25 protein-coding genes and 1 pseudogene are annotated in these 25,278 nt (G+C 56.9%); 6 read left to right on the top strand and 20 right to left on the bottom strand.

The window, feature by feature from the left end; genetic code table 11:
* Positions 1-55 precede the first annotated feature (55 nt).
* On the bottom strand, positions 56-2,026 hold the full coding sequence (locus tag PHW99_RS07295; protein ID WP_300175223.1) for a DNA topoisomerase IV subunit B: 1,971 nt from the start codon (positions 2,024-2,026) through the stop codon (positions 56-58).
* 124 nt (positions 2,027-2,150) lie between these two features.
* Between PHW99_RS07295 and PHW99_RS07290 the strand changes: the two genes are divergently transcribed.
* From PHW99_RS07290 to bamC, 4 genes are all read left to right on the top strand, one after another.
* Positions 2,151-3,371: an MFS transporter gene (locus PHW99_RS07290; RefSeq protein WP_300175221.1), complete on the top strand. Its 1,221-nt coding sequence runs from the start codon at positions 2,151-2,153 to the stop codon at positions 3,369-3,371.
* A 165-nt stretch (positions 3,372-3,536) separates the two neighbouring features.
* Complete coding sequence (locus PHW99_RS07285) at positions 3,537-4,106, top strand: class I SAM-dependent methyltransferase (RefSeq protein WP_300175257.1); 570 nt, start codon at positions 3,537-3,539, stop codon at positions 4,104-4,106.
* 27 nt (positions 4,107-4,133) lie between these two features.
* The gene (gene dapA, locus PHW99_RS07280; RefSeq protein ID WP_300175219.1) at positions 4,134-5,027 is read left to right on the top strand and encodes a 4-hydroxy-tetrahydrodipicolinate synthase; all 894 of its coding nucleotides are present in this window, start codon (positions 4,134-4,136) and stop codon (positions 5,025-5,027) included.
* Between the two features lie 39 nt (positions 5,028-5,066).
* The gene (bamC, locus tag PHW99_RS07275; RefSeq protein ID WP_300175217.1) at positions 5,067-6,149 is read left to right on the top strand and encodes an outer membrane protein assembly factor BamC; all 1,083 of its coding nucleotides are present in this window, start codon (positions 5,067-5,069) and stop codon (positions 6,147-6,149) included.
* 20 nt (positions 6,150-6,169) lie between these two features.
* Here bamC and PHW99_RS07270 read toward each other — a convergent pair whose 3' ends face one another.
* From PHW99_RS07270 to PHW99_RS07230, 9 genes and pseudogenes are all read right to left on the bottom strand, one after another.
* A complete protein-coding gene (locus tag PHW99_RS07270) occupies positions 6,170-6,787 on the bottom strand; it encodes a hypothetical protein (protein ID WP_300175215.1) in 618 nt (205 codons plus the stop codon).
* Positions 6,784-7,689 carry a hypothetical protein gene (locus PHW99_RS07265; protein WP_300175213.1) on the bottom strand — a complete coding sequence of 302 codons (906 nt, stop codon included), beginning with the start codon at positions 7,687-7,689 and terminating at the stop codon, positions 6,784-6,786. The genes PHW99_RS07270 and PHW99_RS07265 overlap by 4 nt, the downstream gene beginning before the upstream one ends.
* Complete coding sequence (locus tag PHW99_RS07260; RefSeq protein ID WP_300175211.1) at positions 7,686-8,273, bottom strand: hypothetical protein; 588 nt, start codon at positions 8,271-8,273, stop codon at positions 7,686-7,688. The genes PHW99_RS07265 and PHW99_RS07260 overlap by 4 nt, the downstream gene beginning before the upstream one ends.
* A gap of 11 nt (positions 8,274-8,284) precedes the next feature.
* Entirely contained in the window at positions 8,285-9,034 is a 750-nt protein-coding gene (locus tag PHW99_RS07255; RefSeq protein ID WP_300175209.1) for a PhnD/SsuA/transferrin family substrate-binding protein, read from the bottom strand.
* The gene (locus PHW99_RS07250; RefSeq protein WP_300175207.1) at positions 9,031-9,525 is read right to left on the bottom strand and encodes a PAS domain-containing protein; all 495 of its coding nucleotides are present in this window, start codon (positions 9,523-9,525) and stop codon (positions 9,031-9,033) included. Before PHW99_RS07250 ends, PHW99_RS07255 begins: the two co-directional genes overlap by 4 nt.
* Before the next feature lie 11 nt (positions 9,526-9,536).
* Positions 9,537-9,899: a roadblock/LC7 domain-containing protein gene (locus PHW99_RS07245; RefSeq protein ID WP_300175205.1), complete on the bottom strand. Its 363-nt coding sequence runs from the start codon at positions 9,897-9,899 to the stop codon at positions 9,537-9,539.
* Positions 9,900-10,023: 124 nt separating this feature from the next.
* Positions 10,024-10,746: a nitroreductase gene (locus PHW99_RS07240; protein ID WP_300175203.1), complete on the bottom strand. Its 723-nt coding sequence runs from the start codon at positions 10,744-10,746 to the stop codon at positions 10,024-10,026.
* Positions 10,743-11,216: a thioesterase family protein gene (locus PHW99_RS07235; RefSeq protein WP_300175202.1), complete on the bottom strand. Its 474-nt coding sequence runs from the start codon at positions 11,214-11,216 to the stop codon at positions 10,743-10,745. The genes PHW99_RS07240 and PHW99_RS07235 overlap by 4 nt, the downstream gene beginning before the upstream one ends.
* 241 nt (positions 11,217-11,457) lie before the next feature.
* Positions 11,458-11,795 (bottom strand): annotated as a pseudogene (locus tag PHW99_RS07230) (LUD domain-containing protein); the annotation flags it as partial.
* Between the two features lie 284 nt (positions 11,796-12,079).
* Here PHW99_RS07230 and PHW99_RS07225 point away from each other — a divergent pair.
* Positions 12,080-12,622 carry a phasin family protein gene (locus PHW99_RS07225; protein ID WP_300175255.1) on the top strand — a complete coding sequence of 181 codons (543 nt, stop codon included), beginning with the start codon at positions 12,080-12,082 and terminating at the stop codon, positions 12,620-12,622.
* Between the two features lie 214 nt (positions 12,623-12,836).
* On the opposite strand, the gene PHW99_RS07220 is transcribed toward PHW99_RS07225, so the two are convergent.
* The 5 genes from PHW99_RS07220 to PHW99_RS07200 form a co-directional block, all read right to left on the bottom strand.
* Positions 12,837-13,340, bottom strand: a complete 504-nt coding sequence (locus tag PHW99_RS07220) for a GNAT family N-acetyltransferase (RefSeq protein ID WP_300175200.1) — start codon at positions 13,338-13,340, stop codon at positions 12,837-12,839.
* Entirely contained in the window at positions 13,340-14,683 is a 1,344-nt protein-coding gene (gene glmM, locus PHW99_RS07215) for a phosphoglucosamine mutase (protein ID WP_300175198.1), read from the bottom strand. The genes PHW99_RS07220 and glmM overlap by 1 nt, the downstream gene beginning before the upstream one ends.
* Complete coding sequence (folP, locus tag PHW99_RS07210; protein WP_300175253.1) at positions 14,680-15,585, bottom strand: dihydropteroate synthase; 906 nt, start codon at positions 15,583-15,585, stop codon at positions 14,680-14,682. The genes glmM and folP overlap by 4 nt, the downstream gene beginning before the upstream one ends.
* Before the next feature lie 80 nt (positions 15,586-15,665).
* Positions 15,666-17,585 carry an ATP-dependent zinc metalloprotease FtsH gene (gene ftsH, locus PHW99_RS07205; RefSeq protein ID WP_300175196.1) on the bottom strand — a complete coding sequence of 640 codons (1,920 nt, stop codon included), beginning with the start codon at positions 17,583-17,585 and terminating at the stop codon, positions 15,666-15,668.
* A 123-nt stretch (positions 17,586-17,708) separates the two neighbouring features.
* Positions 17,709-18,377 (bottom strand): RlmE family RNA methyltransferase, encoded by a 669-nt coding sequence (locus PHW99_RS07200; RefSeq protein ID WP_300175194.1) that lies wholly within the window; start codon positions 18,375-18,377, stop codon positions 17,709-17,711.
* A 28-nt stretch (positions 18,378-18,405) separates the two neighbouring features.
* Here PHW99_RS07200 and PHW99_RS07195 point away from each other — a divergent pair, with 28 nt between their 5' ends.
* The gene (locus PHW99_RS07195) at positions 18,406-18,879 is read left to right on the top strand and encodes a YhbY family RNA-binding protein (RefSeq protein WP_300175192.1); all 474 of its coding nucleotides are present in this window, start codon (positions 18,406-18,408) and stop codon (positions 18,877-18,879) included.
* A gap of 33 nt (positions 18,880-18,912) precedes the next feature.
* On the opposite strand, the gene PHW99_RS07190 is transcribed toward PHW99_RS07195, so the two are convergent.
* The 5 genes from PHW99_RS07190 to carA all read right to left on the bottom strand — a co-directional run bounded on the left by PHW99_RS07190 (position 18,913) and on the right by carA (position 25,183).
* Complete coding sequence (locus PHW99_RS07190; RefSeq protein ID WP_300175251.1) at positions 18,913-19,338, bottom strand: DUF4149 domain-containing protein; 426 nt, start codon at positions 19,336-19,338, stop codon at positions 18,913-18,915.
* A gap of 8 nt (positions 19,339-19,346) precedes the next feature.
* Positions 19,347-19,823 carry a transcription elongation factor GreA gene (gene greA / locus PHW99_RS07185; RefSeq protein ID WP_300175190.1) on the bottom strand — a complete coding sequence of 159 codons (477 nt, stop codon included), beginning with the start codon at positions 19,821-19,823 and terminating at the stop codon, positions 19,347-19,349.
* A gap of 124 nt (positions 19,824-19,947) precedes the next feature.
* Positions 19,948-23,250 carry a carbamoyl-phosphate synthase large subunit gene (carB, locus tag PHW99_RS07180; protein WP_300175188.1) on the bottom strand — a complete coding sequence of 1,101 codons (3,303 nt, stop codon included), beginning with the start codon at positions 23,248-23,250 and terminating at the stop codon, positions 19,948-19,950.
* Between the two features lie 68 nt (positions 23,251-23,318).
* On the bottom strand, positions 23,319-23,999 hold the full coding sequence (leuE, locus tag PHW99_RS07175) for a leucine efflux protein LeuE (protein ID WP_300175186.1): 681 nt from the start codon (positions 23,997-23,999) through the stop codon (positions 23,319-23,321).
* Positions 23,996-25,183, bottom strand: a complete 1,188-nt coding sequence (carA, locus tag PHW99_RS07170) for a glutamine-hydrolyzing carbamoyl-phosphate synthase small subunit (RefSeq protein WP_300175184.1) — start codon at positions 25,181-25,183, stop codon at positions 23,996-23,998. The genes leuE and carA overlap by 4 nt, the downstream gene beginning before the upstream one ends.
* Positions 25,184-25,278 lie beyond the last annotated feature (95 nt).

Genomic DNA, 25,278 nt, shown 5'->3' with positions numbered 1-25,278 from the left:
GGGTAAATGCTGTTTTTATTGAAAAAATGGGGCACCATGGCAGTTTCGGTGGCCATCACACATCGATCTCCACCGAATCACCATGCAGTTCCATCAATTCCCGGCGCGCACCCGCTTCGCCCTTGCCCATCAGCTTGGTCATCAGGTGAGTCGTCTGGTCTTGGCTGAAGCTGCCCAGTTGCACTGGCAACAGACGCCGGGTATCGGGGTTGAGGGTGGTGTCCCACAGCTGCTCAGCATTCATTTCGCCCAGACCTTTGAAACGGCTGATGGTCCAGGCCCCTTCGCGCACCCCCTCCTTGCGCAGTTTGTCCAGAATGGCCGTCAGCTCACCTTCGTCCAGCGCATACGCCTTGGATGCCGGCTTTTTGCCACGCGCTGGCGCGTCCACCCGAAACAGCGGGGGGCGCGCCACAAACACATGACCGGCTTCGATCAGCTTGGGGAAATGTTTGAAAAACAGCGTTAACAGCAGCACCTGAATGTGTGAACCGTCTACGTCCGCATCACTCAGAATGCAGACCTTGCCGTAACGCAGGCCGCTCAGGTCGGGGGTGTCACCTGGTCCGTGTGGATCGACACCAATCGCCACCGCAATGTCATGAATTTCAGTGTTGGCAAACAGGCGATCGCGCTCAACTTCCCAGGTGTTGAGCACCTTGCCACGCAACGGCAGAACGGCCTGACTTTCCTTGTTGCGCCCCATCTTGGCACTGCCACCGGCCGAATCTCCTTCAACCAGAAACACCTCGTTATCGGCAATGTCGCGGCTTTCACAGTCGGTCAACTTGCCCGGCAGCACGGCCACACCGGAACCTTTGCGTTTTTCAACCTTCTGCCCGGCTTTCTGACGTGACTGAGCCGCCTTGATGGTCATCTCGGCCAATTTTTTGCCATATTCCACGTTCTGGTTCAGCCACAGCTCCAATGCCGGACGGACAAAGCCGGACACCAGCCGCACGGCGTCACGCGAATTGAGCCGCTCTTTGATCTGCCCCTGAAACTGCGGGTCCAGCACCTTGGTCGACAGCACATAGCTGGCACGGGCAAAGACATCCTCGGGCAGCAGCTTGACGCCCTTGGGCAGTAACGAGTGCAATTCAATAAAACTTTTGACAGCATTGAATAAGCCGTCGCGCAAGCCCAGTTCATGGGTGCCGCCAGCACTGGTGGGAATCAGATTGACATAACTCTCACGCACCGGCTGACCGTCTTCGGTGAACGCCACGCACCAGGCAGCCCCTTCGCCATCAGCAAAGGTTTCATTCTGGGCATCAGCAAACCCTTCACCCTCAAACAACGGGATCACAGGCTCGGCAGGCATGGTCTGCGTGAGGTAGTCACGCAATCCCCCTTTGTAAACCCAGGTTTGTGTCTCTTTGGTCTTTTCCTGGACCAACGTCACGGTGACACCCGGCATCAGCACGGCCTTGCTACGCAGCAGATGCGCCAGCTGAAGCATCGGAAAGGCCAGGGATTCGAAATATTTGCCATCCGGCCAGACCCGCACGGTGGTTCCAGACTTGCGGTCACCCTCCGCCGCCAGACGCACGGTCAAAGGTTCAAGCACGTCACCACCGGCAAAAACCAATCGTGCCACCTTGCCTTCGCGGTAGGTGGTGGCCTCCAGCCGGGTACTGAGTGCATTGGTCACACTGACACCCACGCCATGCAGACCGCCTGAGAAGCTATAGGCACCACCCTTGCCCTTGTCAAACTTGCCGCCCGCATGCAGTTGGGTGAATACCAGTTCGATCACCGGCGCGTTTTCTTCAGGATGTAGACCGAACGGAATACCACGGCCATCGTCTTCAATGCTGATCGAGCCGTCCATGTGCACAACCACCTTGATCTTGCGACCATGCCCCGCCAAGGCTTCGTCTGCAGCGTTGTCCAGCACCTCCTGGATAACGTGCAAGGGGTTGTCGGTGCGGGTATACATGCCCGGACGCTGCTTGACCGGCTCCAGCCCCTTGAGGACACGGATGGATCTCTCTGAGTATTCGGTATTGGGTTTCACTGCCATAGTCGATCATTGTAATCTTTTGACGATAAAACAACTGGATGTAAATACAGCCACCACAGAAACCCAGCTGCTGCCAATAGCCCGACTGGGGACCAGAGGCTTGCCGATTGGCTATATTCCAGAGATGTCCAAACACGCTCAACGCCTCTCCATCAACCAGATCCTGGTCTGCGGTGCCGCCATCGTCACACTGTCCATGGGCATTCGCCACGGCTTTGGCTTGTGGCTGCAACCCGTCACACAATCCCAGAACTGGAGCCGTGAAACCTTTGCCTTCGCCATCGCAATCCAGAATCTGGTGTGGGGGTTTTCAGGTATTTTTGCCGGCATGCTGGCCGACCGGTTTGGTGCTTTCCGGGTCATTCTGGGCGGCTCCGTGCTGTATGCACTGGGTTTGGTTGGCATGGCCTACGCCAGTTCGGCGCTGTTGTTCTCCTTGACCACCGGCGTGCTGATCGGGCTCGCGCAAGCCGGTACCACTTACGCCATTGTGTATGGCGTGATTGGCCGCAATGTTCCGGCCAACCGGCGTTCCTGGGCCATGGGCATCGCCGCCGCTGCCGGCTCATTTGGCCAGTTTCTGATGGTGCCCACCGAGGGTCTCTTAATCAGCAACCTGGGATGGCAACAGGCCTTGGTGGTTCTGGCCTTTGCATCACTCATGATGATGCCGCTGGCTGCGTGGTTGCGGGAACCCCATTTCAGGGACGGTGCAGGTCATTTCCGCGAACAATCCATCATGCAAGCCGTGCGCGAGGCCTTTCGGTACCGCAGTTTCCAATTGCTGACAGCGGGTTATTTTGTCTGCGGCTTTCAGGTGGTGTTCATTGGTGTGCACATGCCGAGTTACCTGAAAGACCACGGCCTGTCGCCCCAGGTGGCGAGCTACTCATTGGCCTTGATCGGGCTGTTCAACGTATTTGGTACCTATGCAGCAGGTGTTTTGGGTCAGCACATGCCAAAGAAAAACATCCTGGCCTTCATTTACCTGACCCGGGCAGCCGTGATCAGCGTGTTTCTGCTGGTGCCCCTGTCCCCCATGACTGTGTATGTATTCTCCGCGGTGATGGGGTTGTTATGGTTGTCGACTGTTCCCCCCACCAACGCGGTTGTAGCGCAGATTTTTGGCGTGGCCCATTTGTCGATGCTTAGCGGTTTTGTGTTTTTCAGCCATCAGATCGGCTCGTTCATGGGGGTCTGGCTTGGCGGTTTTCTCTATGACCGAACCGGCAGTTACGACATCGTCTGGTATATCGCCATTGCCTTGGGTGTGCTGGCGGCGTTGGTCAATCTGCCCGTCAAGGAGGCCGCGATCATTCGTGCACCGGCCCCACAAGCCGGCTGAATTCATGAAACCCGGCGTCAAATTCCTTTTCTACGCGTTGATGTTGGGGTTATTCGCCTTGGTGTTTGCCATGTATGGCCAACCTGATTTCATGATGACTTTGGCCAACCAGTTGTGGAGTTGCTTTTGACCCTGGCGGCCCTTGTTCCTCACACCCAGGCGCCCCTGCACGGTGCTGGTGAACCATCCGACTGGGTGCGCCGCTGGTCGCATCTGGCCAAACCACGAGGTCGGTTGCTGGACATTGCTTGCGGCTACGGCCGACACATGGCCTGGTTTGCCACACTGGGATGCGAAACCATGGGGATTGACCGCTCTGCCGAAGCCATCGCCGTAGCCGGCCAATATGGAACCTGCCTTCAAGCCGACATTGAAAATGGCCCTTGGCCTTTGATGCAGGCCGGCGTACCGCAGCCATTTGATGTGGTGGTTGTCACCAATTACCTGTGGCGATCTCTGTTGCCAACCATCGTGCAGAGTGTGGCCCCCGGTGGCTTGCTGCTCTACGAAACGTTCGCCTGCGGCAACGAGACTGTTGGCAAACCGTCCAGACCCGATTTCTTACTGCAGCCCGCAGAACTGCTTCAGACTTGCCAGGGCCTGCACGTCGTGGCTTATGAAAACGGCTTTTTGCCACAGCCGGAGCGTTTTGTACAACGCATTGCAGCCATGGCACCAACCATCGACCCCGGGGAAAACCGGGAGCCGGTGCGTCATCCACTCTCGCTAAAATAACCCGTTAACCTCCACAACACCCACACGATGACTTCTTTCGCCCGCCCCATCACTGGCAGCATTGTTGCCCTGGTCACCCCGATGCTGCCAGACGGCAGTGTGGACTACCCGGCGCTACGTAAACTGGTCGATTGGCACATCACCGAGGGTACGGATTGCATCGGCGTGGTTGGAACCACTGGCGAGTCGCCCACCGTGAGCGTGCAAGAGCATTGTGAAATCATTCGTGTTGCTGTGGAGCAGGCAGCCGGGCGGGTTCCCGTCATGGCCGGTTGCGGCGCCAATTGCACTGCCGAAGCGATTGAATTGGCCAAGTTTGCCCAAAAAGTCGGCGCTGACTGCCAACTGCAGGTTGTACCTTATTACAACAAACCGACCCAGGAAGGTCAGTATCTGCACTTTAAAGCCATTGCGGAAGCGGTTGACCTGCCAATCATCCTGTACAACGTCCCTGGCCGCTCGGTGGCAGACATGTCCCATGAAACCGTGTTGCGCCTGGCTCAAGTCCCTGGCATTGTGGGCATCAAGGAAGCCACCGGCAACATTGACCGGGCGCAGTGGTTGATCCGCGAAGCCCCCAAGGGTTTTGCCATTTATTCAGGAGATGATCCAACCGCTGTGGCACTGATGCTCTGCGGTGGTCAAGGCAACATCAGCGTGACGGCCAATGTAGCCCCCCGCCTGATGCATGAACTGTGCATGGCCGCCATTGCAGGCGACACCCGCCGAGCTATGGAAATTCAATTCAAGCTGATGCCCCTTCACAAACATCTGTTTGTCGAAGCCAACCCGATTCCGGTCAAGTGGGCAGTCGCCCGCATGAATTTGTGCGGCGGAACCCTGCGTTTGCCCATGACGCCGCTGACACCGGCGAATGAACCCATTGTTGAAGGTGCCATGCGCGCTGCGGGCTTGTTGTAGTCCGGTTCAACTGTCAAACTTTTTCCCGAAGGAATTTTTGTGAATCCATTCTCCAGACTTGCCGCTCTCGGTCTGACACTTACACTGAGCGCGTGTTCCACACTCCAGGGCGACAAAGTTGACTATAAAAGCGCGGGCAAAGCCCCAACGCTTGAAGTCCCGCCGGACCTGACACAACTTTCGCGTGAAAGCCGTTACGCTGTGCCGGGAGCCCCGGTAACGGCGTCAAGTTATCAGTTGGGACAGGCCACGAGTCAAGCGATACCGACCGCCGCTGTTGCTTTGGGTGACGTGCGTATTGAACGCGCAGGAACTCAACGTTGGCTGGTGGTGAATCGCCCGGCTGACAAGCTGTGGGAGCCGATCAAGGACTTCTGGCAGGAAAACGGCTTTCTGCTGACCATGGATCAGACCAACCTGGGCATCATGGAAACCGATTGGGCTGAAAACCGGGCGAAATTGCCACAAGACGTGATCCGTGAAACCTTGGGCAAAATATTTGACTCGCTGTACTCTACTGGGGAACGTGACAAGTTCCGCACCCGCCTTGAACGCAATGCCACAGGCGGTACCGACATTTTCATCAGCCATCGCGGCATGATCGAGGTCTACAGCACCACGCAAAAAGACCAGACAATGTGGCAGCCTCGTGCCACCGACCCCGAGCTGGAAGCAGAATTTCTGCGGCGCTTGATGGTCAAGCTGGGTGTGACGCAAGAACAATCGAAAGCACTGGTGGCGGCAGGTGCGGTCAAAAACAGTACCCGGATCGCTACGGTCAACGGACAACCCGTGGTGCAAATCGAAGATAGTTTTGATCGCGCCTGGCGCCGGGTCGGTCTGGCGCTGGACCGCACCAATTTCACGGTAGAAGACCGCGACCGCAGCAAAGGCATTTACTTTGTGCGCTACGTTGCCCCGGTGACGGACAAAACCGAACCCGGCTTCCTGAGCAAATTGTTCAGCTCTTCCAAGCCTGACAGTGCTCCCCAGAAATACCGGGTGTCCGTGGTCAGCCAGGGGAATGCGACGACCGTATCGGTTCAGAATGCAGATGGCTCCAGCGCCGCTGTGGCCGATGTGCAGCGTATTGTCGCGGTGATTGCCGAAGACCTGAAGTAATCAATACGGCCAGCAGCGGTTCAGCCGCTGACGGCAAAGCGGGTCCCAGCCTCCTTGATGCCCCACAACAGCTCAACCAAGGCGGGGCTGTTGAGCAGGGGTTCGCCCAGGATCACCAGCCAATAGCCTGCCTCGTCGACCCAAAACGGAACAAAGGAATAGCTGGGCAGCAGGAACTCCGGGTCGGTATGAAAGGCAACATAACCTGACGCACCCGCCCAACCCCGCCGTGCTTGGCGTGCGGCAAATGCGGCATAGTCCGCTGCCGCAGCACTCAGCACATCCGCTTCTTCCTGTTCGATACCTGCCCGCCCCAGACAGAAGCCACCGTCAGACGCCAGCACAACACGCCGCTCGCTGGACAAAGAAGCAATCACATGTTGCAAGAAATCGTCCAGCCGGGCGTCAGGCCCCTGCAAAGGCCGCAGCAAACGCTGAACCCAACCTTGCGTCTCGAATTCCAGCATTTCGGATGCATCGATGCCCGACTTCTGCGACCACCCCATCGCATCCAGTGCCTGCTCTCCCGTGAGCAAAACCTGCAGTTTTCTGGACACGGCATCCACTTCCGGCTGACCGAAAGCGCGCATAACGCCCTGTGGCGTCAGAGTAAACCATTCAGGCGAGGCGTTATTCATGAGCCAGTGTCCATGTTAATTGACGGGGGTAGCGTTGCCGTCACGATGTCTAACAAAAAGGCATTGAGTTCCTGTGGCGTCATCCCCAGTTGCAGTAGACGCGCTTCCGTCTGGTCAACCGTCATTTCCCGCACCGACACAGAGCGCGCCAAGGTATCACTGGTACAGACCTGCATGATGACCTTGATCGGTGTGTTGCTGGCCACCCAGCCATCCACAGGATGGACAATCAGGAAATGTTGGACAGTAAACCGGATCTCGAACGGTTGCTTCTGCCGCAAACCGGTCAGCAATTTTCTGAGCAGCAAAAACCGATCAACCGGCAAACGGTCAAGCCGGGCTGCCAGCTCCACAAGACTGAATTCAGGCACAGGGGCACTGACCGCCGGAACCTGAGGTTTGACCTGCTGACCGGTTGGCGCAGGGCTGACAGCCGCCACACCCTGCTCTGCCTCGGGCGGCTGTGTTTGTCTCGCCAACGACGTGCCCACTCCCATTGGGACTGAATTTTGATCTCGGCTCGGCGCTCGTCGGTTCTGGCACAGGACTTCTGCCTGCTTCAGCGCTCGGAGCATCCCCTGACTGCCGTAAGGCTTGGCCAGCCAGATCCAAAGGGTATGCTGATCAGCAGGCAACTTTTGACTCCACGACCGGTCCTGTGCTGACACCAGCAGAATCGCTACTTGGCCAGCTGTTGCAGCCATCAACCGCGCTTGTGCCAACTCCGAATACTGAGCCCAGCCACAAGCAGCAAGGTCAACGATCAAAAGATCTGCCTCAGGAAAGGCGCTGTCGCGACCGGGAGGCACACTTTGCCACCTCCAAGTCGGCAAGGAGCGCTTTAAAAACATGTCAAACACCAACCCATCTCGTTGGGAAAAACCCGACAGAATCACCTTCATACGACTTGCATGGCTTGTTCTAGTTGCTGACTCACCGTATCCCAGCCGGGTGGCAGGCGCGTATTGGCTTTCAGCAAAGCCCGTCTGGCCAGCATGAACGCCAAGTTGTCATGACAGGTCACACAATGATGCAAAAACAACTGTTCACCTTGGGCATCACCCTGCGCGACAGCATCAATCACCTGAGCGGCCAATGCACGCGAATCGTCCACGCTGCAGCGACGCGCCCGAGTGGAAATGTCTGCAGACGGAATGGCCAGCACACTCCAGCGTGTTGCCAGTGGAGTGATGCGTGGCAGTACAGGTGCGTCAATTTGTGATTCAAACCAACTCGACACATGAGGAGCCAGACGCTCCCTGGCAAGACTCAACGCATCACGCTTGAATTGGGCTTGCTCGGCACCAACACTGGCAAACAGATCTGCCAAAGCCCCCTGGACAGGCTCGGCCCCCGGCAACAGCAGTGCTGCGTCAAGTCGTGCCGAATGAACACGCGTGTCCAGAACGTTCTGTTTCAAGAACCGAGCATGACGACGCATGGTCCTGCGCGCCAGCCGCTCCATCTGTTCAGGGGTTTGATCCATGAAAACAGGCCTCAGTCCAACAACGTGTCCATGAGGTCAATCATGAATTCGGCCTGTTCCTGACTCAGGGATTCAAACCCCTTGGGCAAACCCAGCGCTTCCAACAAGTCGTTGTCGCCAGGCATTTTCCCGATCTCCACAAAAGCATTTTTGATAGCAGGCAAATCAGATATGACGCGGGGATGAGCCAATAAAACGTGCGAAATATCGCTGATGGCACTTTCAACCAGCACATGCAGTTGAGCTCGTGAAATACGCGTCAACGAGGCAAAGGCATCCGCCAGAAAGAAGGCCGCGTCCACTTCACCCTTGATGGCTTTCCGGGCAGCCGCCTGGTAACTATCCACCTGGACCCACTCAATCAACGATTCAGCAAGATCCGCCGGCTCCAGCAAACGCAGGCCGATCAATTTGACGTCCCGGTTGTCGGTCAGGGCAATCCTGCAGCCCGGCTTGAGTTCTTCAAGACTTTTCAGTCCTGACTCTGCACCCGTTGCAATCACCATCTCATCATAACGTTGCGCCGGGCGGGCAAAGGGGATATACCCCATCGACCGAATCATGTCTGTGGCGTCAAACGGATTGGCATAAACGATGTCAGCCTGCCCAGCAGCCAAGGCATCGGCCTGCTCCTGTGCACTAACCGGCGTCACCAAGTGCAAATGGATACCGGAGCGCCGCTGCAGCACGGTATTGAGCATGTGCCAGCCAGCAAAACGATCAGGGGAGAAATCAGGGGCAATCAAAAATTGAAGTGTCATGTTGCTGCCCTCTCCTGCGCCAGCCACTGTTGATAAAGCGGAATCAATTCGTTGACCCGGGTACGCGATGGCTTACGGCGAACCGATGTGTAGCCCACGATGACCCCATTGCGAATATTGGGGACTGCCGTCGCATAAACCCAGTAATAGGCACCATCTTTACGCAGGTTCTTGACATAACCGTGCCATTTTTTCCCGGCCTTCAAGTCCTCCCACAGCCCCTTGAAAGCTATCTTGGGCATATCCGGGTGACGAAGAATATGGTGCGGCGAGCCAATCAGCTCATCCCGAGAATACCCGCTCATTTCGACAAAAGCGTCGTTGGCATGTGTGATGACGCCGGCCAAATCCGTGCGGGAAACAATCAGGCGACCCAAAGGAAACGGTACTTCCAATTCAGTCGCATAGACCTGACGCGACGTACCATCGGTGTAGGTCAGCGTGTAGCCTGTCGAAGGAACTGCAGGCAAAGACATATCTGTAAGACCCATACGGACCTCCATCAAATCAATTTAGACAGCGTTTCGGCCGCACGCTTGATATCCAGGAAAATCAGGCCCAGTTTGGCGTTGGATTTGGCCAGAACCGTCAACACCGCTTCAGGACCGGCTGCGCTCATGATCACATAACCGCGCTCACCCTGAATCAACACACGCTCCAGTTTTCCTCGCGCCAATTCGCGAGCCGTGCGTTCGCCAAGGGACAACAGGGCAGCAGACATGGCGCCAATACGGTCCTCATCCATTCCCTGCGGTAGAGCCGATGCAATCATCAAACCATCCGTTGAAATCAGGGCCGAGGCCTCAATGTCCGCGGTTGACCCGTTAAGGTCTTCCAACGAATGCTGAAACATATCCGTACGCATTTTTATTCTCCTGAATCGCTTGCCAAACCAATCCTAAGGCTGAACTTTGACATGGTCCAGACCGCATGTTGGTGTCTATATTAACAATCCACTGATGAATGAACCGTCGTGGAGGGGATTCAGGTCAATCCAGCCAATGAGTAAACTCATCAACCTTGACTCTGGGGGTGTGGAATTGATTGACCGTGTCGGTTTCGTCGGCATAACCCAAGGCCATGCCACACACCAGCATTTCATCTGTACCCGCACCAATATGTGGCAACACCAGTTTTGAAAAGACGTTCCAAGCTGCTTGCGGACAGGTATGCAACCCATGCGCCTGGGCGCTGACCATCAAGCTCTGCAAAAACATGCCATAGTCCAACAGGGAACCGCGCCCCATGACCCGGTCAATGGTAAACATCAACCCTACAGGTGCGTCAAAAAAGCGGTAGTTGCGCTGATGCTGCAGGTGCATCTTGTCTTTGTCACCCTTGCCAATGCCTAGCAGTCCATACAGACCCCAACCGTTTTCGCGGCGACGGTCTATGTAGGGACTCACCCATTTCTCAGGGTAATAGTCGTACTCTTCACAATATTCTGCGGCCAGGCCGGGGTCAGCGCGCAAGGCATCATGGGCTGAACACACCTTGCTGACCAGTTGATTGCGGCTTTCTCCCTGGAGTACGTAGACTTTCCAGGGCTGGGTATTGGTGCCTGACGGAGCGCGGCTGGCCACCTCCAGCAGATGTGTCAAAACATCACGCAATACCGGCTGCGCAGTAAAGGCACGTGTCGACATACGCGAAGTGATGGTGTCGTCCACCGCTTGGGCATATGGCATCAGGTTGGCAGAAATGGTTGTCATAAAAGTTTTTCCAGGACATGTATGAAATTGGCAGGAAGCGGCATCGGACGTCGCGTTAGCCGGTCCACATAAACGTGAATGAAGTGGCCTTTGGCGGCTGTCAACGGCTCATCTTGTGCAAACAAGCCCACTTCATAACGCACACTGGTATTGCCCAGCTTAGCAACACGAATCCCGGCCTGCACCGATTGCGGAAAAGCCAGCGGCGCAAAATAGTTGCAGTGCGTTTCAGCAACCAGACCAATGGTCTGCCCATGATGGATATCCAGCACACCCTGTTCAATCAGGTAGGTGTTCACCGCCGTATCAAACCAACTGTAATAAACCACATTGTTGACGTGCCCGTAGGCATCGTTGTCCATCCAGCGGGTACCAATGGTGCGAAAGACTTTGTAGCCAGAACGGGGTTCGGGTTGAGGGCTGGCCGGGCGGCAGACCTGGGCGATTGAAGGCTGGAAAGCGTCATTCATATGGCCCTGATTTTGCCAGCATGACCGGCACTTTCAGCCGCACGGCGGGTTTTACTTGTGCCGCTTCTTCAACAGATCCCGCAACCGCTTGTACAAGCCCGATGTGCGACATACCTGCGACCAGGCACGCCAAACCGCTGACACCGTCATGCGATGCGCCGCACCGCTGCCACGCAAGCAACCTCTTCACCTTCCGGGCGAGCCTGGGCGTCCTTGCACAATCGCGCCAGAATATCCGTCAATGAACTTCCCGCGGTCCATCTTTCTCATCGGGTCGACGCGGCCCGGTGATCATGTTGACAGAAGTGGTGACCGATTGCCCGGTAGCTGACCGTGTCAGCCAACTCAGCAACGATGGGCCTTGCTCCAGTTTTTCCACCGTCTTTTCAATGCCAGTGATGGCCATATGCACCCTGGGTGCCGTGGTGCACATACGACCATGACCCTCGTTTTCCACCAAAACAAGGTGCCGGTTTCAGTCACCGCAAAATTGACGACTGACAGACCCCTATCCGCCTCGGCAAACTTGCGGCGCAATACACGTCAACCAATCTGGATCAATGCATCAACATCTTTGGTGCCAATTGCACGACGCACTCGCCCACTCAAAGGCTTCAATTTCGGTTTCGGATAACCACCGATTGGTGATACGCAAAGCGACAGTCATGGTCACAGGATGGTGTCGTATGGATGAAATGATCTCTTTTTTAGGTGACACAGACTAAGTTGCTGCATTGCAACAAATAGTGCTTGCATGCTTCAAAGTTCTCCCTATAATTCACAACATGCTGCACTGCAACATGAACAGAGTTCAACTCAGTTACGGAGCAGATATTTTTTATTCAACCGATGGAGAGATGAAAATGATGACCGTAGAACAAGTTCTGGCTGCGCAAAAAGCAAATGTAGAAACCCTGTTGGGCCTGACCGCCAAGGCTTTTGAAGGCGTTGAAAAAATTGTTGAACTGAACATGAGCGCCTCCAAAGCGGCTCTGGCTGAATCCGGCGAAAACGCCAAGGCCTTGCTGAGTGTCAAAGACGCACAAGAGTTGCTGGCCCTGCAATCCGGGCTGCTGCAGCCTCTGGCAGAAAAAACTGCTGCTTACAGCCGTCACCTGTATGAAATCGCCACAGGTACCACCAGCGAATTCACCAAAACCATGGAAAGCCAGGCTGCGGATGCTCAGCAAAAATTTGCTGGCCTGATTGATTCAGCTGCCAAAAATGCACCTGCAGGTTCCGAAACAGCCGTAGCTGTCATGAAGAGCGCCGTAGCTGCTGCCAACAACGCCCTGGAGTCGGTACAAAAGGCTGTTAAACAAGCAACAGATGTGGCTGAAGCAAACTTCAACGCAGTGGCCAACACCGCTGTTAACGCTGCCAAACCGGCCGCCAAAAAGCGTTGATTTGAATTGTCCTGTGTCGTACTTGACGCAGATGTTTAAAAATTAGCACACCAACTCTAAAGATAAAGGGAAAACCCTGAGATACTCGGTGCTGGTTAGATTTTGAAACCCATGGTTTCTGCAAGTTGTCTCCTCGGGTCCTTTCGAAACCTTCAGGTTCAGGGATCCCTTCAGGGCTGGTCGCAAGACCGGCCCTTTTTTTTAAACCTGCGTTTTAAAGCCACTTCTGCATGAACAGGGCATGCCCCATGGTCGGCTCCAACTGGTAGTTTTCAAAGCCGATACGTCGGTACAGGCGGGTCGCTGCGGTGTTGCCAGAAAGCACTTCCAGTGTCAATTTGCAGGCACCGCGCTCACGCGCCAGTTGTTCAACCAATGCCAACATCTGTTCTCCGATACCTTGCCCGCGATGTGTAGCAACCACCACCACATCATGGATGTTCACCAGAGGCTGGCAGGCGAAAGTAGAAAAACCTTCGACACAGTTGATCAGACCAACGGGCATCGAGTCCTGTGTTTCATCAAAAGCCAGCACACTGAACATAAAAGGCCGTGACCGCAAGGCGGCTGGCAAATTGGCCTTGACAAAGGTCGACAAGGGTTCGCCGCCTCCGGCCGGGTCACGGGCATAACCATCGAGTAAATCAACCAGAATCCGAACATGTTCTGGATCAGCATAATCCACTCGGCACAGGCGCAAGGATACAGGGGCCAGCATCAGCACTCCTCATTGTCCGTCAGTGTTTGAGCAATGCGCTGGGCATAGGATTTGGCTTTTGCCGCATCCCGGGCTTCCACCATCACCCGAACCAGCGGTTCGGTGCCGCTGGCCCGAATCAAGACCCGGCCGGACGCCCCCAGTTCCTCTTCAACAACACGGGTCTCCGACTCCAGCCGGGCACTGCTTTTCCAGTCCTGACCAGGTTTGAGCCGTACATTGATCAGTGTCTGGGGAAACAGGGTGACATCTTTGAGCAACTGTGCCGGAGACTGACCACTACGCACCACGGTTTGCAGCACCTGCAAGGCCGAAATCAGGCCATCACCGGTGGAATGTTTGTCCAGCACCAGCAAATGCCCGGAGCCTTCGCCACCCAACAGCCACTGGTTCTTTTCAAGTTCCTCCAGCACATAACGGTCACCCACCTTGGCCCGCACAAAAGCCACCCCCCTGGCTTTCAATGCCACTTCAACAGCCATATTGGTCATCAGGGTGCCCACAACCCCCGGCACCACCTCATGACGACGCAAGCGGTCATCTACCATCAGATAGAGCAGCTCATCGCCATTGAACAAACGCCCCTGGCTGTCGACAAGCTGTAAGCGGTCTGCGTCACCATCCAGCGCCACACCCATGTCCGCACGGTGCGCCTTGACCGCCTCCACCAAGGCCTCCGGGTGGGTTGCACCCACGCCTCGATTGATGTTCAGTCCATCGGGCGAGCAACCAATAGAGACCACCTCGGCACCAAGCTCGTGGAATACCTTGGGAGCAATCTGATAAGCCGCACCATGGGCGGCATCCACCACAATGCGCAGACCTTTCAGAGTCAGATTGTTGGCAAACGTGCTCTTGCAAAACTCAATGTAACGCCCGGCCGCATCTTCAAGACGATGGGACTTGCCCAGATTGGCCGAATCGACCCATTCCGGATCAGTGGCCAGGACGGACTCGACCTCACGCTCCCAAGCATCTGGCAGCTTGGTACCCTGAGCACTGAAAAATTTGATGCCGTTGTCATCAAACGGGTTGTGGCTGGCGCTGATCACCACACCCAGAGAGGCCCGTTGCGCCCGCGTGAGATAGGCCACACCGGGCGTTGGCAAAGGCCCCAGCAGCACCACTTCCACGCCGGCAGAATTGAAACCACTTTCCAGGGCACTCTCCAGCATATAGCCGGAAATCCGGGTGTCTTTGCCGATCAGCACCTTGGGCCGTGCCTCGGAACGTTTGAGTACACGGCCTACAGCGTGTGCCAATCGCAGCACGAAATCCGGCGTAATGGGTGCTTGCCCCACGGTGCCACGAATACCATCGGTTCCAAAATATTGGCGTGTCATGACTGGGTTCTTCCTTCCTGATTGATCGATTGAGTTGACACTGATCTTATCGTCTCAAGCACTTTCAATACCTGTACGGTTTCCTTGACATCGTGCACGCGGATCACGCTGGCCTCACGCTGTGCTGCCAACAATGCAGCCGCCAGGCTGGGAGCCAGACGCTGGTGAGGCAACAAGGTTTGACCTCGCTCACTGCCAGCAGTCATGCCAGCCAGCGACGATTTGCGTGACCACCCCAGCAGCAGCGGGAAACCTGCTGCCAGCAGTTCGGTCTGACGGGCCAATAAAACAAAGTTCTGGGCCACCGTCTTGCCAAAACCGACACCGGGGTCCACCAGAATTCTGGACTTTTTGACCCCTAGCCCGCACAAATTGTGCGCAGATCGCTCTAAAAATGAGAGCACTTGAGGAATCACATCGCCCTGCATGGGCTGGATTTGCATGGTTTGCGGCTCCAGGTGCATATGCATCAGACAGACACCACATGACGGATGGCCAGCGACGACCCCGGGCGCTTCGGCCACGCCTGACTCACCACGCCAACGCAAGGCCCAGATGTCATTGATGATGTCGGCACCCAGGTCCAGCACCGCCCGCATAACCTGAGGCTTGTAGGTATCCACCGACACCGGCACCCCCAGTCTGACAGCCTCTCTGACCACCGGTAACACCCGCGCCAGCTCCTCCTCAACCCCCAGCGGTCGGGCACCAGGCCGGGTGGACTCGCCACCAATGTCCAGGATATCAGCCCCGTCCTGAATCAACTGTTCACAGTGCACCAGCGCTGCTGCAGTATCGGCGTGTTGAGCGCCGTCCGAAAAAGAATCGGGGGTCACGTTCACAATCCCCATCACTTGAGGACGACTGAGATCAATCTGGAATCGGGAGGTTTGCCAATACATAAGTGAGGAATCCATTCAAACACCGGGCAGTCGACATAAAAAAACGGGGCCATTGCCCCGTCATTTTGTGCCACGCAGCTTCAAGCTGCCGTGGGTGCTGCGTCCGTCTTAACGGCAGGAGAGCCACCACCGCCACCATCAGACCCCGCTGTCGTTACACGCGGCGTCCAATCTTTCGGCGGGCGCGGCTCCTTGCCCCCCATGATGTCGTCCAGCTGGTCGCTGTCAATGGTTTCCCACTCCAGCAAGGCCTTGGCCATGGCATGCATCTTGTCGCTGTGCTCTTCGATCAGGCGACGCGCTAAGGCGTATTGCTCATCAATGATTCTGCGCACTTCGGCATCCACCTTCTGCATGGTCTCTTCACTCATGTTGGTGGTTTTGGTCACCGAGCGGCCCAGAAACACTTCACCTTCGTTCTCGGCATACACCATCGGCCCCAACGCCGCTGTCATGCCATAACGCATGACCATGTCGCGGGCAATCTGGGTGGCGCGCTCAAAGTCATTGCTGGCACCGGTGGTCATCTGGTTCATGAACACCTCTTCGGCAATACGACCACCGAACAGCATGCTGATCTGGTTGAGCATGTACTCCTTGTCATAGGAATAACGGTCCTGTGCCGGCAGGCTCATCGTCACGCCCAGCGCACGCCCACGCGGAATGATGGTGACCTTGTGCACCGGGTCACACTTGGGCAGCAGCTTGCCAATCAGCGCGTGGCCCGACTCGTGGTACGCGGTATTGCGACGCTCTTCCTCGGGCATGACCATGCTCTTGCGCTCTGGCCCCATCAGGATCTTGTCCTTGGCCTTTTCGAAGTCCTGCATTTCAACCGTGCGGGCATTGCGCCGCGCCGCCATCAGCGCAGCCTCGTTACACAAATTGGCCAGATCGGCACCACTCATGCCCGGTGTACCGCGGGCAATCACAGCAGCATTGACATCCGGGCTCAACGGGACCTTGCGCATGTGCACATTCAAAATCTGCTCACGGCCACGGATGTCCGGCAAGGTTACATAAACCTGGCGGTCAAAACGCCCCGGACGCAGCAGCGCAGCATCCAGAATGTCGGGGCGGTTGGTGGCAGCCACCACAATCACGCCCATATTGGTCTCGAAACCATCCATCTCCACCAGCATCTGGTTGAGCGTCTGTTCACGCTCGTCATTGCCACCGCCCAGACCGGCACCACGCTGCCGACCCACTGCGTCAATTTCATCAATGAAGATGATGCAGGGTGCATTTTTCTTGGCGTTGTCAAACATGTCACGCACACGGGATGCCCCCACGCCGACAAACATCTCGACAAAATCCGAACCCGAGATCGAAAAGAACGGCACCTTGGCCTCACCAGCAATCGACTTGGCCAACAGGGTTTTGCCGGTACCGGGCGGGCCCACCAGCAGCAGACCACGCGGAATACGGCCACCCAGCTTCTGGAATTTGGCCGGATCCTTGAGGAAGTCCACCACTTCCTTCACCTCTTCCTTGGCTTCATCACACCCGGCGACGTCGGCAAAAGTCACGGTGTTGGTGTTTTCATCGAGCAAGCGCGCCTTGCTCTTGCCAAAACTGAAGGCACCACCTTTGCCGCCACCTTGCATCTGACGCATGAAATAAATCCACACGCCAATCAGCAACAGCATGGGCCCCCAACTCACCAGCAGCGTCATCAGCAAGGAGCCTTCTTCACGGGGACGGACATCAAACTTGACGTCATTGGCAATCAGATCACCCACCAGACCACGGTCGAGATAAGTGGCGGTGGTGCGAATCTTGCGATCATCCGTGGTAACGGCCACGATCTCGGTACCACTCTGGCCTTCCTGAATGATGGCACTCTTGATCCGCTTGCCCCTGACTTCTTCCAGAAAATCAGAATAGCCCAGATAGCCGGCACCACCTGCTGGACGGGTATCAAACTGTTTGAAGACGGTGAACAGCACCATCGCAATCACCAACCAAACAGCTATTTTTGAAAACCATGGATTGTTCAAGCGAAACTCCAATAGACACGCAATAAATTTTTCACGCCTTGCCGGGCAGGATTCTAGGCTTTTCGCTGGCTGGCGGATACCTGGGAACCATCATCAGCCACAGCAGCTGCAAGGAAATGTGGCTTATTTCAAGACCAGGCCCACCAAAAAAGTTTCGGACGACTTATCCCGCGATGCCTTGGGCTTGATGCGTTTGACAGTCACAAAGGTCTCCCGGAACCGCTTTACCAGGATGTCGTAACTGCCGCCGTGAAACACCTTGGCCACCACTGCGCCCTGTGGCTTGAGATGCGCCTGGGCGAATTCCAGCGCCAACTCCACCAGATGTTCGATGCGAGCGGCGTCGACCGACTCGATGCCAGACAGATTGGGCGCCATGTCCGAAATCACCAGATCGGCCAATTGTCCCTGCATGTGAGCGGCCAAATCAGCCAGCACCGACGCTTCACGAATATCCCCCTGGATGAACACCACGTCCTCAATCGGCGCCATCGGCAGGATGTCCAGCGCAAAAATGCGACCATTGAGCGCACCGACCGCAGCACCGCCACCGGTGGCCGATTTTGGCGACAGCTTGCGCCGCACATATTGGCTCCAGGCGCCGGGCGCCGAGCCCAGATCGACCACCAGCTGCCCCGGCTTGATCAGGTGCAAGGTTTCGTCAATTTCCTTGAGCTTGTAAGCCGCGCGCGCACGATAACCATCCTTTTGCGCCAATTTGACGTAAGTGTCATTCACATGGTCGTTGAGCCACGCCCGATTGACTTTGCTGCTTTTAACTGCTGATTTCATAATGCCCCATCTCGCCGATAATACGGCCATGCCTCAAATACAACTGACCCCTGCCCAACGCAAACTGCATCGCGCCGATGCCCACCACCTTGACCCGGTGGTCATGATTGGCGGCGACGGCCTCACGGCCGCCGTGAAAAAAGAAGCTGATGCGGCCCTGAATGCCCATGGCCTGATCAAGGTCCGGGTGTTTTCGGATGACCGCGCTGCCCGTGAAGCCATGTTTTTAACCCTGGCCGACGAACTCAACGCCGCCCCCATCCAGCATATTGGCAAGCTGCTGGTGCTCTGGCGCCCGATGCCGGAGCGCGAAAAAGCGGTGGATGAAGACCGCATGCCCGGCCCCAAGGACGTCAAGGTGCTCAAATTCAGCAAACGTGGCGGCCAGCGCCCCGAAGTCAAGACCTTGCGTGTGCTCGGCAACCAGCGCCTGACTTCTGGCGGCCAAATCAAGCGCGCCAAACGCAAACCCGTCAGCATCAAAAAGCGCAACCAGAGCTGACCCCCATGGTGCAGGCCAGGACCTGCGCCAACGTCACCGCGCCGACCCGGACCGCCCCGTCATCAGCTTTTGAAACACCACCCCGGCGCACCCCCACTGCAAGGCGTACAACAGGGTGCCAATGCTGTGCCACAGCCGCAAGTTCTCCCTGGCAATGATGCGCGGCGCCACAGCAAACTCCGACAACAACGCCAGCAGCATCCCGGAAACTATAAAAATGATAGCTACTCGCGATTGTTCTGTCTGGGCTGAAGGCTGATTTTGCCTGCCATTCATCAGCAACAACAAACCACACACCAAAGCCACCCAGGTTTGGGCGGCAAAAAGTTTGGCCGCCATATTGCCCGCCAGCGCTGGTGTCGGCAGATGAGCAAACAACATCGGTACCACGTAAAACCCCACCGTGGTCAAACTACCCCACCAAAAGGCAGCGATCCAAACCGGCCAGGCAGATAACATTGACTTCATCACTTGTAGTGGACTGCCACCACTTCATAACGGCGCAAACCACCGGGTGCTTGCACCTCGGCCACATCACCTTCTTCCTTGCCAATCAGGGCGCGCGCCACCGGGCTGTTGATGTTGACCAGACCCAGTTTGATATCCGCTTCATCCTCACCCACAATCTGGTAGGTCACCTTCTCACCGGTGTCTTCATCTTCCAGCTCCACAGTCGTACCGAACACCACACGCCCACCCGCATCCAGCTCGGACGGATCAATGATCTGGGCCACGGACAACTTGCCTTCAATTTCCTGGATGCGCCCTTCGACAAAACCCTGTTTGTCCTTGGCCGCTTCGTATTCGGCGTTTTCGCTCAGGTCACCCTGGGCCCGCGCCTCGGCAATCGCATTGATGACCGCCGGCCGCTCAAATGCCTTGAGTTGGTGCAGCTCGGCCTTGAGAATTTCGGCGCCACGCTTGGTAATGGGAAGAGTCGCCACTGGGTGCTCCGTGAATAAAAGATGATCCAAAATGAAACCGCCGAACGTTACCGTTCGGCGGTGTGGCTGAATTATGCCGCGATTGTGGCGCCTGAACGCCATTCATCAACTGCTTGTCGCAGATTCAGGCAGCCTGTAGTTGACCGTGCATCTCCTGCACCGAGATCACATCAAGCTGATCCATACAACGCATGCCCTGCACCGCAGCCTCGGCACCGGCAATGGTGGTGAATGTGGTCACCCGCGCCAGCAGGGCGGAGGTACGGATCTGGCGTGAATCTGCAATCGCATTGCGGCGCTCTTCCACCGTGTTGATGACCAGCACAATCTCGTTGTTCTTGATCATGTCCACAATGTGCGGGCGGCCTTCGGTCACCTTGTTGACCACCCCACACGGCACACCCGCCGCGTTGATGGCCGCCGCCGTTCCTTTGGTGGCGATCAGGACAAAACCCATGTCGACCAAAGAACGGGCCACTTCCACAGCGCGCGGCTTGTCGTTGCCCTTGACCGACAGAAACACCTTGCCGCTGGGCGCCCCTTCCGCCGTCAACGATCGGGGCAGCTTGGAACCCGCTCCCATCTGCGATTTGACAAAGGCTTCACCAAAGGTTTTGCCGACACCCATCACCTCACCGGTCGACTTCATCTCCGGCCCAAGAATGGTGTCCACTCCAGGGAACTTGACGAACGGGAACACGGCCTCCTTGACACTGAAATACGGTGGCGTGACTTCACGCGTGATGCCCTGTGAAGCCAGCGTTTGCCCGACCATGCACCGCGCCGCCACCTTGGCCAACTGCACACCCGTAGCCTTGCTGACAAACGGCACGGTACGCGAGGCCCGTGGATTGACTTCAAGCACGTAAATCACATCCTGCCCATCAATGTGCTGGATGGCGAACTGCACGTTCATCAAGCCCACCACATTCAGCGCCGCCGCCATCGCCGCGGTCTGGCGTTTGATCTCGGTCACCGTCTCAGCACACAGGCTGTAAGGCGGAATCGAGCACGCCGAGTCGCCGCTGTGCACGCCCGCTTGTTCGATGTGCTCCATCACACCACCAATGTAGGTCTGGCCTGTGTCATCACGCACACAGTCCACATCACACTCAATGGCATCGTTCAGGAAGCGATCCAGCAGCACCGGCGAGTCATTGGAGACTTTGACGGCTTCGCGCATGTAGCGCTCCAGATCACGCTGCTCATGCACGATTTCCATGGCACGGCCACCCAATACATAGCTGGGGCGCACCACCAGCGGGTAACCCAGCTCGGCGGCTTTTTCCAGCGCCTCCGGCTCGGTACGGGCGGTGGCGTTGGGCGGCTGGCGCAACTTCAACTCGTGCAGCAGCTTCTGGAAGCGTTCACGGTCTTCGGCGGCATCAATCATGTCAGGGCTGGTGCCGATGATCGGCACGCCATTGGCTTCGAGATCCAGCGCCAGCTTCAGGGGCGTCTGGCCGCCATATTGCACGATCACGCCGGTAGGTTGCTCCTTGTCCACAATCTCCAGCACGTCTTCAAGCGTCAATGGCTCGAAATACAGGCGATCCGAGGTGTCGTAATCGGTCGACACGGTTTCCGGGTTGCAGTTGACCATGATGGTCTCGTACCCGTCTTCACGCATGGCCAGCGCGGCATGCACGCAGCAGTAGTCAAACTCAATGCCCTGACCAATCCGGTTCGGGCCACCACCCAGCACCATGATCTTTTTCTTGTTCGTTGGCGCGGCTTCACACTCAGCCCCTTGGGCTTCGTAGGTGGAATACATGTAGGCCGTGTTGGTGGCAAATTCTGCGGCGCAGGTATCCACCCGCTTGTACACCGGGCGCACGCCCAGGGCGTGGCGACGGGCGCGCACGGCGGTATCGGTGGTCTTGAATTGTTTGGCCAGGCGGCGATCCGAGAAGCCTTTTTGCTTCAGGGCACGCAAGGTGGCGGCATCAATGCTGTCCAGCGCGGTGCCTACTGCCGGTTGTGGCAAGCGTTCGATCTCCAGCTCCAGCTTGACGATCTGCTCAATTTGCACCAGGAACCAGCGGTCAATTTTGGTGATGTCAAACACCTCATCCACACTCCAGCCCGCAGCAAAGGCATCACCGACATACCAGATACGGTCTGGGCCGGGCTCGCCCAGCTCTTTTTCCAGCAGCTCGCGGTCCTGGGTTTTTTCGTTCATGCCGTCCACACCGACTTCCAGGCCGCGCAAGGCCTTCTGGAAGGATTCCTGGAAGGTGCGGCCCATGGCCATGACCTCGCCCACCGACTTCATCTGGGTCGTCAGGCGGCTGTCGGCCGCGGGGAATTTCTCGAAGGCAAAACGCGGAATCTTGGTCACCACGTAGTCGATGCTGGGCTCAAAACTGGCCGGTGTGGCACCACCGGTGATTTCGTTGCGCAACTCGTCCAGCGTGTAGCCTACCGCCAGCTTGGCCGCCACCTTGGCAATCGGAAAACCCGTGGCCTTGGAAGCCAGCGCAGAAGAACGACTCACACGCGGGTTCATCTCGATCACCACCATGCGCCCATCTTTGGGGTTGATGGAGAACTGCACGTTGGAGCCGCCGGTGTCCACCCCAATTTCGCGCAGCACCGCCAGGCTGGCGTTGCGCAGAATCTGGTATTCCTTGTCGGTCAGCGTCTGCGCCGGAGCCACGGTGATCGAGTCGCCGGTGTGCACGCCCATCGGGTCCAGATTTTCAATCGAGCAAACGATGATGCAGTTGTCCGCGGTGTCGCGCACCACTTCCATCTCGTACTCTTTCCAGCCCAACAGCGACTCTTCGATCAGCAACTCGTTGGTGGGCGAAGCTTCCAGACCACGCTTGCAGATGACTTCAAATTCTTCCGGGTTGTAGGCGATGCCGCCGCCGGTGCCACCCAGCGTGAAGCTGGGACGAATCACCGTTGGGAAACCCACGTTCTTCTGTACGCCCCAAGCTTCTTCCATGCTGTGCGCAATGCCGGAGCGCGCCGAACCCAAACCAATCTTGGTCATGGCATCCTTGAACTTGAGGCGGTCTTCGGCTTTGTCGATGGCCTCGGGCTTGGCACCAATCAGCTCAATGGCTTTGCCGGTGGCCGCGCCGGTGTACTTGTCCAGCACGCCGTTGTGCCACAAGTCCAGCGCACAGTTCAGCGCGGTCTGACCACCCATGGTCGGCAAAATCGCATCGGGACGCTCTTTGGCGATGATTTTCTCAACCGTTTTCCAGGTGATGGGCTCGATGTAGGTCACATCGGCCGTGGCTGGATCGGTCATGATGGTGGCCGGGTTGCTGTTGATCAGGATGACCTTGTAGCCCTCTTCACGCAGCGCTTTACAAGCCTGCACGCCAGAGTAGTCAAACTCACAGGCCTGGCCAATGATGATCGGGCCGGCGCCAATGATCAGGATGCTTTTGATGTCAGTACGTTTTGCCATAATTTTCGATTAAAACCGCCTCTAGCCCAGAAGATACAAGGGGAAGCAGCTCCTATTTTTATAACGATTCAATTCAGGCTGGCGGTGGCCAGCTTGGTTCCAAACCACACAAACAAGCCCCCCACCAGGCTGGACAAGCCACTCGAGAGCCGTTGGCGCTGGCGAAAAATTTGCGCCAACCGTGCGCCGGTAAAAATCAATGCCGTCAGGTACAGCGCACTGAAGGTCATCAGGATGGCGCTCAAAATCAGAAACGGCACCTCGGGCTGGGCGTAAGCGGGATCAATGAACTGCACAAAAAACGACAGCAGAAACAAAATCGCCTTCGGATTGAGCAGGCTCACAATCAGCGCACGGCGAAAGGGCCGTTGCAAATGAGGTGCTGCCGCTGCCGTCTGAGGGGCCGAGGCCTCAACCGTCACCTGCACGGCATCAGCCGGGTTGCGCAGCCCCTTCAAAGCCCCCCACAACAAAGTCAACCCGATCCAGAACAGGTAAGTTGCCCCGGCGTACTTGACCACCATGAACGCTGTGGGGTGGGTGCGCAGCAAACTGGCCGCGCCCAGCGCGGTACAGATCAGCAAAATGGTGTCACCCACAAACACGCCAAACGCGCCCTGAAACCCGGCCCGCACACCGCGTGCCGTGGCCACGCTGAGCACATACAGCGAGTTCGGCCCAGGCAACAAGATGATGCCGAAGGCCCCTACCACGTAGGTCCACAGATCGGTGACACCGTAAACATTCATGCGCGTGCCGCCATGCTGGTCACAAAGCGGTCAAACAGGTAACCGATGTCTTGCGGACCAGGTGATGCTTCCGGGTGCCCCTGGAAACTGAACGCAGGCTTGTCGGTGCGTTCCATGCCCTGCAGCGTGCCGTCAAACAAACTGATGTGCGTGGCGCGCAAATGGGCTGGCAGGGTTTTTTCATCCACCGCAAAACCGTGGTTCTGGCTGGTGATGCTGACATGCCCGGTGTCCAGGTCCTTGACCGGGTGGTTGGCCCCGTGGTGGCCAAACTTCATCTTGAAGGTTTTGGCGCCGCTGGCCAAGGCCATGATCTGGTGCCCCAGGCAGATGCCAAAGGTAGGGATGCCGGATTCAATCAGTTCAGCCGCTGCGGCAATGGCGTAGTCACACGGCTCGGGGTCACCCGGGCCGTTGCTCAGGAAGACACCATCGGGCTGGTGTTTGAGCACCTCTGCCGCCGAGGTTTGCGCCGGCACCACGGTGACGCGGCAACCGCGTTGCGACAACATGCGCAGGATGTTTTTCTTGACCCCAAAGTCATAAGCCACCACATGAAAGCGCGGTGCCGTTTGTTCACCAAAACCTGGCTGACCATTCAAAGCGGGATTGGACAGCGCCCATTCGGTTTGAGCCCAGGCGTAGCCGGTCTTGGCACTCACCACCTTGGCCAAGTCCAGGCCCGCCATGCTGGGCACGGCCTTGGCTTGGGCGATGGCGCGGTCAATCACCGCCTGGGTCACCGCTTCGCCCGCTGCCAAAGCCAAAATACAGCCGTTTTGGGCACCCTGGGTGCGCAGCTGGCGGGTCAACTGGCGGGTGTCGATGTTGGCAATGGCCACCGTACCTTCAGCCACCAGGTATTGGCTGAGGGTTTGGGTGGAGCGAAAGTTGGAAGCCAGCAGCGGCAAGTCCTTGATGATCAGGCCCGCGGCATGAATGCGATCAGATTCAACATCCTGCGGATTGACACCATAGTTTCCAATGTGCGGATAAGTGAGCGTGACGATCTGCTGGCAATAGCTGGGGTCCGTGAGGATTTCCTGATAGCCGGTCATGGCGGTGTTGAACACCACCTCGCCAACGGTGGAGCCAGTGGCGCCAATGGAATTGCCAATATAGACCGTGCCGTCCGCGAGCGCCAGAATGGCTGGTGGGGTATTTCCCTTGAGAGACAAAAGCACTGGGTTCTCCGAAATGGTTACGGGTACGCCCATGCGCGCTCAAGAATGACCTCTTGGAGTTGCTTCTGATGGGGATGGGGCTTGGGCTGCGCTGG

This window comes from Rhodoferax sp. (assembly GCF_028689305.1).
Classification (GTDB): domain Bacteria; phylum Pseudomonadota; class Gammaproteobacteria; order Burkholderiales; family Burkholderiaceae_C; genus Rhodoferax.
This window is presented reverse-complemented; position numbering and strand designations above follow the sequence as displayed.

Excerpts from the sequence above, each read along its gene's own strand:
- PHW99_RS07295 (WP_300175223.1), bottom strand. The coding sequence starts at position 2,026 with ATGGCAGTGAAACCCAATACCGAATACTCAGAGAGATCCATCCGTGTC.
- PHW99_RS07290 (WP_300175221.1), top strand. The coding sequence starts at position 2,151 with ATGTCCAAACACGCTCAACGCCTCTCCATCAACCAGATCCTGGTCTGC.
- dapA (WP_300175219.1), top strand. The coding sequence starts at position 4,134 with ATGACTTCTTTCGCCCGCCCCATCACTGGCAGCATTGTTGCCCTGGTC.
- PHW99_RS07270 (WP_300175215.1), bottom strand. The coding sequence starts at position 6,787 with ATGAATAACGCCTCGCCTGAATGGTTTACTCTGACGCCACAGGGCGTT.
- PHW99_RS07265 (WP_300175213.1), bottom strand. The coding sequence starts at position 7,689 with ATGAAGGTGATTCTGTCGGGTTTTTCCCAACGAGATGGGTTGGTGTTT.
- PHW99_RS07260 (WP_300175211.1), bottom strand. The coding sequence starts at position 8,273 with ATGGATCAAACCCCTGAACAGATGGAGCGGCTGGCGCGCAGGACCATG.
- PHW99_RS07255 (WP_300175209.1), bottom strand. The coding sequence starts at position 9,034 with ATGACACTTCAATTTTTGATTGCCCCTGATTTCTCCCCTGATCGTTTT.
- PHW99_RS07250 (WP_300175207.1), bottom strand. The coding sequence starts at position 9,525 with ATGGGTCTTACAGATATGTCTTTGCCTGCAGTTCCTTCGACAGGCTAC.
- PHW99_RS07245 (WP_300175205.1), bottom strand. The coding sequence starts at position 9,899 with ATGCGTACGGATATGTTTCAGCATTCGTTGGAAGACCTTAACGGGTCA.
- PHW99_RS07240 (WP_300175203.1), bottom strand. The coding sequence starts at position 10,746 with ATGACAACCATTTCTGCCAACCTGATGCCATATGCCCAAGCGGTGGAC.
- PHW99_RS07235 (WP_300175202.1), bottom strand. The coding sequence starts at position 11,216 with ATGAATGACGCTTTCCAGCCTTCAATCGCCCAGGTCTGCCGCCCGGCC.
- PHW99_RS07225 (WP_300175255.1), top strand. The coding sequence starts at position 12,080 with ATGATGACCGTAGAACAAGTTCTGGCTGCGCAAAAAGCAAATGTAGAA.
- PHW99_RS07220 (WP_300175200.1), bottom strand. The coding sequence starts at position 13,340 with ATGCTGGCCCCTGTATCCTTGCGCCTGTGCCGAGTGGATTATGCTGAT.
- glmM (WP_300175198.1), bottom strand. The coding sequence starts at position 14,683 with ATGACACGCCAATATTTTGGAACCGATGGTATTCGTGGCACCGTGGGG.
- folP (WP_300175253.1), bottom strand. The coding sequence starts at position 15,585 with ATGTATTGGCAAACCTCCCGATTCCAGATTGATCTCAGTCGTCCTCAA.
- PHW99_RS07200 (WP_300175194.1), bottom strand. The coding sequence starts at position 18,377 with ATGAAATCAGCAGTTAAAAGCAGCAAAGTCAATCGGGCGTGGCTCAAC.
- PHW99_RS07195 (WP_300175192.1), top strand. The coding sequence starts at position 18,406 with ATGCCTCAAATACAACTGACCCCTGCCCAACGCAAACTGCATCGCGCC.
- PHW99_RS07190 (WP_300175251.1), bottom strand. The coding sequence starts at position 19,338 with ATGTTATCTGCCTGGCCGGTTTGGATCGCTGCCTTTTGGTGGGGTAGT.
- carB (WP_300175188.1), bottom strand. The coding sequence starts at position 23,250 with ATGGCAAAACGTACTGACATCAAAAGCATCCTGATCATTGGCGCCGGC.
- leuE (WP_300175186.1), bottom strand. The coding sequence starts at position 23,999 with ATGAATGTTTACGGTGTCACCGATCTGTGGACCTACGTGGTAGGGGCC.